Here is a 7,608-nt window from a genome sequence, read left to right on the forward strand (position 1 = left end):
GCATGGGCGGCCCGAGCCGGTGCCGGTGCCGGTGCCGGTGCTGCGGTCCCGCTCGGCGAGCGGGGTCCGCCAGGAGATGTGGGGCTACCTGCTCGTCCACCAGGCGATCACCGTGCTGCTGCGCGGGGACCTGCCGGGCCGCCGTGACACCACCGCCACGGTGGGCAGGGATGCCGCCGCGGCCGTGCCCCGCTTCGCCACCCACGGCCCCGGCCCGCGGCCGGTCCGCCGGATCGTCTGACGTCCGGCGTGCGTCCTGCCTGTCTCGCCTGGACTTTTCGCCCTGCCTGGACTTTTCGCCCCGCCCGGACTTTCCGTCCAGCCTGGACTTTCCGTTCCGCTCGAACCTTTCACCCTGCGGTGGAGGATCGCTGGAACTCGGTTGGAGCCAGCCGCGCGGACCGGCGCCTACCGCCGCCGGGCAGCTGCCAGCCGTCGGTCGGTCAGCCCTCCGGCACCGCCGCCGGCTTCGGCTTCGGCCTCGGCGGCCAGGGCAACAGCAGTGTGATCAGTACGCAGCCCACCAGGATCGCCGCGGAGGTGATGAAGGCCAGGTCATAGCCGGAGGTGAGAGCCGCGCCACTCGGATGCGGCCCGGAGCCGTCGGGACGGGAGCTGGTGTGCGCGGCGGCCAGCGAGGTCAGCACCACCAGGCCGAACGAACCGCCCACCTGCCGGGCCGCGTTGGCCAGACCGGAGGCGACACCCGCGTCCTGCGGCTGCACGCCTGCCATGGCCGTCACGGCGATCGGGGTCAGCGCGACACCGATACCGAGGAAGACCAGCGCACCCGGGCCGATCACGCCCAGCGCCACGAGCGTGTCCGTCCGCAGCGCGGCCTGCCAGCCGAAGCCCGCCGCCGAGATCAGCAGCCCCGCCGAGATCAGCACCGGCGGCCGGCGGCCGGCGGNCCGGCGGCCGGCGGCCGGCGGCCAGCAGGCGTGCCGCCGTCCGTGCGCCGACGACCGTGGCCACCGCGTGCGGCACGAAGACCAGTCCCGCCTCCACCGGGCTGTAGCCGCGGACGTTCTGCAGGTAGAGCGAGACGAAGTAGAGCAGCCCGAAGAACCCGGCCCCCAGCAGGAACATCACCACGTTCGCCCCGCTGCGCAGGGCCGACCGCAGCAGCCGCAGCGGCAGCAGGGGCACCGTCGCCAACCGCTGCTCCACCACGACGAACAGCGCGAGCAGCAGCACGCCGACGACGATCGGCAGCCAGCTTCCCACCGGGCTCCAGCCGTCCTTGCCCGCCTGGACGATGCCGTACGCGACCGCGGTGAGCCCGGCGGAGACCGTGACGGCGCCCGGGACGTCCAGGCTGCGCCCGCCCAGCCCCGGCAGGTCGGCCAGCCACAGCAGCGAGCCGGCCACGACGGCGACCCCCACCGGGAGGTTGACCAGCAGGATCCACCGCCAACCGAGGTAGTCCGTGAGCAGGCCGCCGAGGATCGCCCCCGCGGCGCCGCCGACCGCGCCGACCATGGTCCACGCGGCGATCGCCCGGGCGCGCCGGGCTCCCTCGGGGAAGGTCGTGGTCAGGATGGTCAGCGTGCAGGGGGCCAGGATCGCCGCGCCCAGGCCCTGCAGCGCCCGCGCCGCGACCAGGACCCCGGCCGAGGGCGCGGCGCCGCCCAGCACGCTGGCCACGGTGAACAGGGCGACACCCGCGACGAAGACACGCTTGCGGCCGTACAGGTCGGCGGCCCGCCCGCCGAGCAGCATGAAGCCGGCAAAGGTCAGGGTGTAGGCGTTGACGACCCACGGCAGGTCGGCGGTGGAGAAGCCGAGCGCGTCGCGGATCGACGGCAGTGCCACGTTCACGATGGACACGTCGAGTACGACCATGAACTGGCCCAGGCAGGCCAGCGCCGTGATCACGCCGTCGGGCGCGCGGCGCGGCAGCGGGACGGAGGTGGGCGCGGGCGTCGGGGCAGGGACCGCGGGCTCGGGGAGGGCGGCCCGGTCCAGGCCGCGCTCCACGCTCATCAGGCACCTGTCCGGTGCGCCCGGGCGTCGATGCTCTCGGCGAGGCTCACCAGGCTCGCGGTCAGCCGGTGTACGTCCTCGGCTGCCCAGCCCGCGACGAGTTCCGCCAGTGCCCGGGACCGGGCCGCCCACAGCCGTTCGAGCACCTCGTGGCCCTGCTCGGTGACCTCCACCAGTTGGGCGCGATGGTCCAGCGGGTCCGGCAGCCGCAGGATCAGCCCCGCGCTCGCCAGCCGTTGTGTCTGCGGGCTGAGCGAGGAGCGGTCCACCTCCAGCCGCTCGGCGATCGTGGACAGTCGCACCGGCTGCCAGCGGTCGATCTGTGTCAGCAGCGTGTAGTCGCCCGCGGGAAGGGTCAGCCCCGCCTCGGCTGCGATGCGGCGCTTGGTAGCCGGTGACAACAGCCAGCACCCGGCGGTGTTGAGCGCCACCGCCGCGCCAGCGATGGCCTGATCGGTCTGAGGAGCCGTACTGGTCATACGGCCACGCTATCTCGATTGGTTGAATAAAACCAACTGATAGATCGGACATGGCCTCAAGACGGCTTTCTCCAGCGCCGTGTTGGCTTCAGCCAATAGTTGATCTTTCTTGGCGACCGGAGACCCGGTGCCGTCTGCCCGAATGCCCATTCGATGGCGAACAGCGGCAGCTGGGACCCACCGTCGGTGGAACTTCCCGGCCGGTAGGCCCCGCGCTACCGGGGCGTGTGGTCAGCCGTCGATGTCGCGCAGGCCCTGGATCACGGGTAGTTCCTCGGGGTCGGGCTCGGTCTGCTCCAGGAAGGCGCGTACACACTCGACGGCGACGTCGGGGGCCAGGCGTTTGAGACTCAGAGCCAGGACGTTGGCGTCGTTCCACAGCCGCGCGCCGCGGGCCGTCCACGCGTCGGCGGCCGTGGCCGCCCGCACGCCACGTACCTTGTTGGCCGCTATCGCGGTGCCGGTGCCCGTCCAGCACATCAGCACCCCGTAGTCGACCTCGCCAGCGACGACCGCTTCAGCTACGGTACGTGACATGTCGGTCCACACCGTGGACTCGCTCGGGAACACCAGCTCATGTTCGGTACGGATGAACTCGCGCACGGCGTGGACGCACTCGTTCTCGCTGTCGGCTGCGAACCCGATCCGTGCCATCGCCTCGTCCTCCATCCGTCTCGTCCTCCAGCCCCACCGCCGACCGACGTATCATCGATGACCTCTTCCCCGTCTTCAACGTCCCTTTCCCCGGCGTCCTTCGACGTTCCGTTCCAGGTCGAAACGACAGGCCGACGCGCCGCCGTCCGCTTCCTCGACCGTGACCCGATGGATGGCCCGCGGACGAGCCGCTCGCGCCACGCAACAGGTGTTCCTCGCCGACGTGCTCTCCGTGACTCCTGCCGATACATCGGCACCGAACACATCCTGCTCGCCCTGCTGGAGCGGGAGGACGGCGACGGTGCGCTGTCCGGGCTCGGCGTCGACAGGGCCGCCGTGGAGGTACAGCTCGCCACCGCCCTCGCCGTGATCGTCGCCGGCGGGAAGGCATGACCGCGGCGGCATACCGGCATACCGGCATACCGGCATGCCTGCGCGCCGGTCCTGTCAGTGGTTCACGCGGGAACGGCCGGATTCGGGGCGCACGCGTATGCGGGTCACGCGCCCCGGTGGGGTGGTCAGTCGGCTCCGGGGACGGTGACGTTCTTCTCGTTGAAGCCGAAACCATCCTGGGTGGCCTGCTGGCGGAGCGCGTCGAAGGAGCTCTGGCTGGCGTTGACGTCAGCCTCGGTCGCGCTGCCGTTCTTGAGCTTGTCGACGAGAGCCGTGAAATTGTTGCTGATCGACTGTGCGGCGTTGCACAGCGTCGGATTGGCCACCGCGAACCCCTTGGCGACCTTGAGCTCGTGGGCGGTGAACAGACCGGCCACCGCCGCCTTGGCGAGCGTGCGCCCCCGGTTGTCCGCGTTCGCTCTGAACTTCCCTTCCCGTGCCGGCTTGTAGATGTACCGCTGGAAGGCACCCAGCTCCAGGCCGGCGTGCAGCGCGAAACGGGTCTTGGCCAGCGGCCTGCTGTTCTCACCGCTCGGACAGGTGCCTTCGTAGGGGGTTTCGGCGTCTGCCGGCTCGGACGCGGCGGCGGCTGGCGCCGCGCTCCCGCCGCCGGTCGTCCTGGAACCGCACGCACCGACAAGTACGACAGAGAGCAGTACCGCCAGCAGGACTGCCCCGCATTGTGTCGCACGGGTAACTGGTTTACGTGATACCGGAACCATCATCACCTGACCTCGCACAGAGTTCGGCCTCGTCGACAGCCTGGGTGTTCGTCATTGCCGACGGCTTACCGCGTCGTGAGTCGCGACGGGGACGGCTCGCTTACCGGGCCCCACGGAAATGCCCGCGGGAATGATGGTGCCCAGGGAACAGCCGGGCGGAACACGAACCTGCCCGCCGGCTTTGCCAGCCGTCCCGCCGGCTGTTTTTCCGATTGCCCTTTTGGTTGTCCTTGTGGCCACCCTGACGGCTTGACTGCCTTTTAGCTGACCTGGCGGGGGATTGCTGTCCCCGGCGGGTTGGCTGTTCCTGGCGGGGCCGGGCGGGTCGTACGGCGCTGGTGGTGACGGTGGCGCTCAGGCGCGGCCGCGGATGCGGTCCGTGAGCCGCTCGTACTGCTCGGGGTCGTTCAGGGCGGCCATGACGATCTGGTAGCAGGTGCGTTCGCACAGGTTGACGAGGTCGGCCCGGTCCATGGCCGGCTGGTCGAGCCAGGTGAGGACGACCTCCTCCATGTACGCCAGCCAGCCGGCCACGGCCATGGTGAGGGCGGGGGTGGCCGGCGCGCCCGCGGTGGTGAGGCCCTCGGTGAGCCAGCCCGCCAGGGTGGCGCGGGTCGAGCGGTGCAGGGTGCGCATGTCGCTGCCGCCGTCGAGCCGGGTGATGGCCAGGTAGACGTCGGGGTGGCGGCAGACGTACTCGACGAAGGTCTCGACCCCGGCGCGCAGCTGCTCGCCGGGAGCCAGGGACGGGTCGGGGCGCAGGTGGTCGAGGAGTTCCTCGGCGGCTGCCCGCAGGACGGCGTGCCGGAACCCGCGCTGCGAGCCGAAGTAGTGGAAGAGCAGCCCGGGGGAGACGCCCGCCTCGGCGGCCACGGTCTCGATGCGGACGTCGTCGATCGTCCCTCGTTCCAGGAAGTGGCGGGCGGCGGCCAGCAACTGGCCGCGGCGGTCGGAAGGGAGGAGCCGGGTGCCGCGTACACCGGGAGGGCGGACCATGCGCCCATCTTATTGACCGAAACTCAACAGTGCTATTGACTCTGGCTCAACAGGGCCTACTGTTGAGCCAGTCTCAACAAGGACGCCGTCCCCGAGCCGGAGCCGACGCCCCGCGCCTTCTTCAGCCCCCGCCACGTGATGGAGGAGCGCTCCGATGCCCCCTGCCACCGCATCCACTTCCCCCACCCCCACCGCTACCGCCACCACCACGGTCTTCGCCGCCGAGCCCGACGCCCTCGCCGAGCCCGACGCCCTGGTCCTGCAGCCGCGTGACGTCCGTTTCGACTGGTCACGGCTGCCGGACCCCTGGATTCCGGGCGAGCCCGTCGCCAGCCACACCATCAACGTGCTGCATCTGCTGCTGCCCGAGGGCGAGCGTTGGTTCGTGCGCGTCTTCCAGCGCGCCCTGCCAATGATCACGGACGGCCGGGTGCGGGAGGACGTGCTGGGGTTCATCGGTCAGGAAGCCCTCCACGCGCAGGCCCACCAGGGGGCGCTCGAGCACCTGCGCGCGACCGGGCTGGATCCGGACCCGTACCTACGGCAGCTTGAGTGGCTCTTCCACCAGGTGCTGGGGGATCGTCCGGGGCTGTCGCCGCGGCGCGCCCGGGAACACGTCGTCGAGCAGGTGGCGATCATCGCCGCGGTCGAGCACTTCACCGCCTTCCTCGGCGACTGGGTGCTGGGCGCGGACGCCCTGGACCGGGCCGGCGCCGACCCGGTGATGCTGGACCTGCTGCGCTGGCACGGCGCGGAGGAGGTCGAGCACCGCAGCGTCGCGTACGACCTGCTCAGGCATCTGGACCCGGGCTATCCACGGCGGATCCGCGCCATGGCGCTCACCGGTCCCATCCTGTACTGGTTATGGATCCGTGGAGCGCGTTTCCTGATGGCCGCCGATCCACAGCTGGCCGGATCACGGCTGGGCGGGCCGCGGCGGGCGGAGAGCTGGCGTGCCTTCCTCGCGGCGTCCCGGCGGGGGCTGCTGCCAGCCCCCGGCCAGGCCGTGCGCTCCGGGCTGCGCTACCTCAGGCGTGACTACCACCCCACGCAGGAGGGCTCGACCCGGCAGGCGGTCGCCTACCTCGCCACCTCCCCGGCCGCCCGCGCCGCGGCCGCCCGCTGATGTCCGGGCAGGGCCCGCAACCGGGGGGCCGGTATGTTCCCCCCGACCTGTACGGCAGGCCCCGTGCCGACCGCGGGATGAGGGTGCTGGCCGCTGTCGGTGACGTGCTGTTCCCGCTGGCCACCCGGTCGGGCAGCCGTCAGCATCGGCCCACACCGCTGCCCGCGCCCGCGTCCACGCTGAACCTCGTGGTGGCCGACCGCCGGTACGTGGCCGACGGCGTCGTCCGCCTGAGCCTGGCCGCCTCCGACGGGGCCGCGCTGCCCGCCTGGTGGCCCGGCGCCCATCTCGAGCTGCACCTGCCCTCCGGCCGCCGACGCCGGTACTCCCTGTGCGGCGACCCCGCCGACCGGGGCACCTACCAGATCGCGGTCCGCCGTCTCGACACCGGCGGCGGCGGGNCCGGCGGCGGCGGGTCGGTCGAGGTGCACGACGCCCTGCCGGCGGGCAGCCGGCTCACCGTGGGCCGGCCGCGCAACGCCTTCCCGTTCGCAGCCGAGCCCCGCGTGCTGTTCATCGCGGGCGGCATCGGCATCACCCCGATCCTGCCGATGGTCCGCGAGGCCGCCCGGCGCGGCCTGGACTGGCGGCTGGTGTACAGCGGCCGCACCCGCGCGTCACTGCCGTTCACCGACGAGCTGCGCCGGTTCCACGGCCGGGTGGAGATCCTCTCCGACGAGGAGCACGGCAGACCCGACACCACCGGCCTGCTGCGCCGCGCCCCGGCCGGGGCCGCTGTCTACGTCTGCGGCCCGTCCCCCGTGCTCGACGGCATCCAGGCGGCCTTCGACGCGAGCCCGGCCAGCGGCCTGCACGTCGAGCGGTTCGCCTCCGCCCCGATCCGGGACGACCGGCCCTTCGAGCTGCGGCTGGCCCGCAGCGGGCGCGTGCTGCCCGTGCCCGCCGACCGGTCCGTCCTGGACGTGCTCGCCGAGGCCGTCCCCACGACCGCCTACTCCTGCCGACGGGGCTTCTGCGGGATCTGCCGCCAGCGCGTCCTCGCCGGAGCCGTCGAGCACCGTGACCACCGGCTCACCGACACCGAGCGTGCCGACGGCGCGATGCTCGTCTGCGTCTCCCGCGCCCGCGCGGGCGAACGCCTCGTCCTGGACCTGTGATCTCTCATCCACCCCGAGCGACCGAACCGTGCAGTCGTGCGAAGCGCCCGCCCGAACCGGGAGGGCATCCGACCCGGAGGCGACATCCATGCCCACTCTGGTCCAGACACCGGCCCGAGCGTCGGCCCGCCAGC

The 7,608-nt window shown here is 72.2% G+C and carries 9 protein-coding genes and 1 pseudogene; 5 read left to right on the top strand and 5 right to left on the bottom strand.

Features of this window, described 5'->3' with window-relative positions; all coding sequences use genetic code 11:
- A pseudogene (locus tag FrCorBMG51_RS18380) lies at positions 1-241 on the top strand (hypothetical protein); the annotation flags it as partial.
- Between the two features lie 119 nt (positions 242-360).
- Complete coding sequence (locus tag FrCorBMG51_RS31680) at positions 361-561, top strand: hypothetical protein (RefSeq protein WP_235433703.1); 201 nt, start codon at positions 361-363, stop codon at positions 559-561.
- On the opposite strand, the gene FrCorBMG51_RS18385 is transcribed toward FrCorBMG51_RS31680, so the two are convergent.
- The 3 genes from FrCorBMG51_RS18385 to FrCorBMG51_RS18395 all read right to left on the bottom strand — a co-directional run bounded on the left by FrCorBMG51_RS18385 (position 556) and on the right by FrCorBMG51_RS18395 (position 3,119).
- On the bottom strand, positions 556-1,986 hold the full coding sequence (locus FrCorBMG51_RS18385; protein ID WP_200902496.1) for an MFS transporter: 1,431 nt from the start codon (positions 1,984-1,986) through the stop codon (positions 556-558). The genes FrCorBMG51_RS31680 and FrCorBMG51_RS18385 overlap by 6 nt on opposite strands.
- Entirely contained in the window at positions 1,986-2,465 is a 480-nt protein-coding gene (locus tag FrCorBMG51_RS18390) for a MarR family winged helix-turn-helix transcriptional regulator (RefSeq protein ID WP_052914819.1), read from the bottom strand. The genes FrCorBMG51_RS18385 and FrCorBMG51_RS18390 overlap by 1 nt, the downstream gene beginning before the upstream one ends.
- A 231-nt stretch (positions 2,466-2,696) precedes the next feature.
- Positions 2,697-3,119 (bottom strand): RpiB/LacA/LacB family sugar-phosphate isomerase, encoded by a 423-nt coding sequence (locus FrCorBMG51_RS18395; protein ID WP_047224322.1) that lies wholly within the window; start codon positions 3,117-3,119, stop codon positions 2,697-2,699.
- Positions 3,120-3,176: 57 nt separating this feature from the next.
- Here FrCorBMG51_RS18395 and FrCorBMG51_RS31685 point away from each other — a divergent pair, with 57 nt between their 5' ends.
- The gene (locus tag FrCorBMG51_RS31685) at positions 3,177-3,512 is read left to right on the top strand and encodes a Clp protease N-terminal domain-containing protein (protein WP_047224293.1); all 336 of its coding nucleotides are present in this window, start codon (positions 3,177-3,179) and stop codon (positions 3,510-3,512) included.
- Positions 3,513-3,637: 125 nt separating this feature from the next.
- Here the strand turns inward: FrCorBMG51_RS31685 and FrCorBMG51_RS18405 are convergent, their stop codons facing one another.
- The gene (locus tag FrCorBMG51_RS18405) at positions 3,638-4,234 is read right to left on the bottom strand and encodes a hypothetical protein (protein ID WP_235433704.1); all 597 of its coding nucleotides are present in this window, start codon (positions 4,232-4,234) and stop codon (positions 3,638-3,640) included.
- A 354-nt stretch (positions 4,235-4,588) separates the two neighbouring features.
- Positions 4,589-5,230: a TetR/AcrR family transcriptional regulator gene (locus tag FrCorBMG51_RS18410; protein WP_047224295.1), complete on the bottom strand. Its 642-nt coding sequence runs from the start codon at positions 5,228-5,230 to the stop codon at positions 4,589-4,591.
- A 154-nt stretch (positions 5,231-5,384) separates the two neighbouring features.
- On the opposite strand from FrCorBMG51_RS18410, the gene FrCorBMG51_RS18415 reads away from it, so the two are divergent.
- Both FrCorBMG51_RS18415 and FrCorBMG51_RS34990 read left to right on the top strand, forming a co-directional pair.
- Positions 5,385-6,356, top strand: coding sequence for a metal-dependent hydrolase (locus FrCorBMG51_RS18415; RefSeq protein ID WP_200902497.1), 972 nt, complete (start codon positions 5,385-5,387; stop codon positions 6,354-6,356).
- A gap of 551 nt (positions 6,357-6,907) precedes the next feature.
- Entirely contained in the window at positions 6,908-7,474 is a 567-nt protein-coding gene (locus FrCorBMG51_RS34990; RefSeq protein ID WP_476742204.1) for a flavin reductase family protein, read from the top strand.
- Positions 7,475-7,608: the final 134 nt, after the last annotated feature.

This window comes from Protofrankia coriariae (assembly GCF_001017755.1).
GTDB lineage: Bacteria > Actinomycetota > Actinomycetes > Frankiales > Frankiaceae > Protofrankia > Protofrankia coriariae.

Excerpts from the sequence above, each read along its gene's own strand:
- FrCorBMG51_RS18390 (WP_052914819.1), bottom strand. The coding sequence starts at position 2,465 with ATGACCAGTACGGCTCCTCAGACCGATCAGGCCATCGCTGGCGCGGCG.
- FrCorBMG51_RS18395 (WP_047224322.1), bottom strand. The coding sequence starts at position 3,119 with ATGGCACGGATCGGGTTCGCAGCCGACAGCGAGAACGAGTGCGTCCAC.
- FrCorBMG51_RS31685 (WP_047224293.1), top strand. The coding sequence starts at position 3,177 with ATGACCTCTTCCCCGTCTTCAACGTCCCTTTCCCCGGCGTCCTTCGAC.
- FrCorBMG51_RS18405 (WP_235433704.1), bottom strand. The coding sequence starts at position 4,234 with ATGGTTCCGGTATCACGTAAACCAGTTACCCGTGCGACACAATGCGGG.
- FrCorBMG51_RS18410 (WP_047224295.1), bottom strand. The coding sequence starts at position 5,230 with ATGGTCCGCCCTCCCGGTGTACGCGGCACCCGGCTCCTCCCTTCCGAC.
- FrCorBMG51_RS18415 (WP_200902497.1), top strand. The coding sequence starts at position 5,385 with ATGCCCCCTGCCACCGCATCCACTTCCCCCACCCCCACCGCTACCGCC.
- FrCorBMG51_RS34990 (WP_476742204.1), top strand. The coding sequence starts at position 6,908 with ATGGTCCGCGAGGCCGCCCGGCGCGGCCTGGACTGGCGGCTGGTGTAC.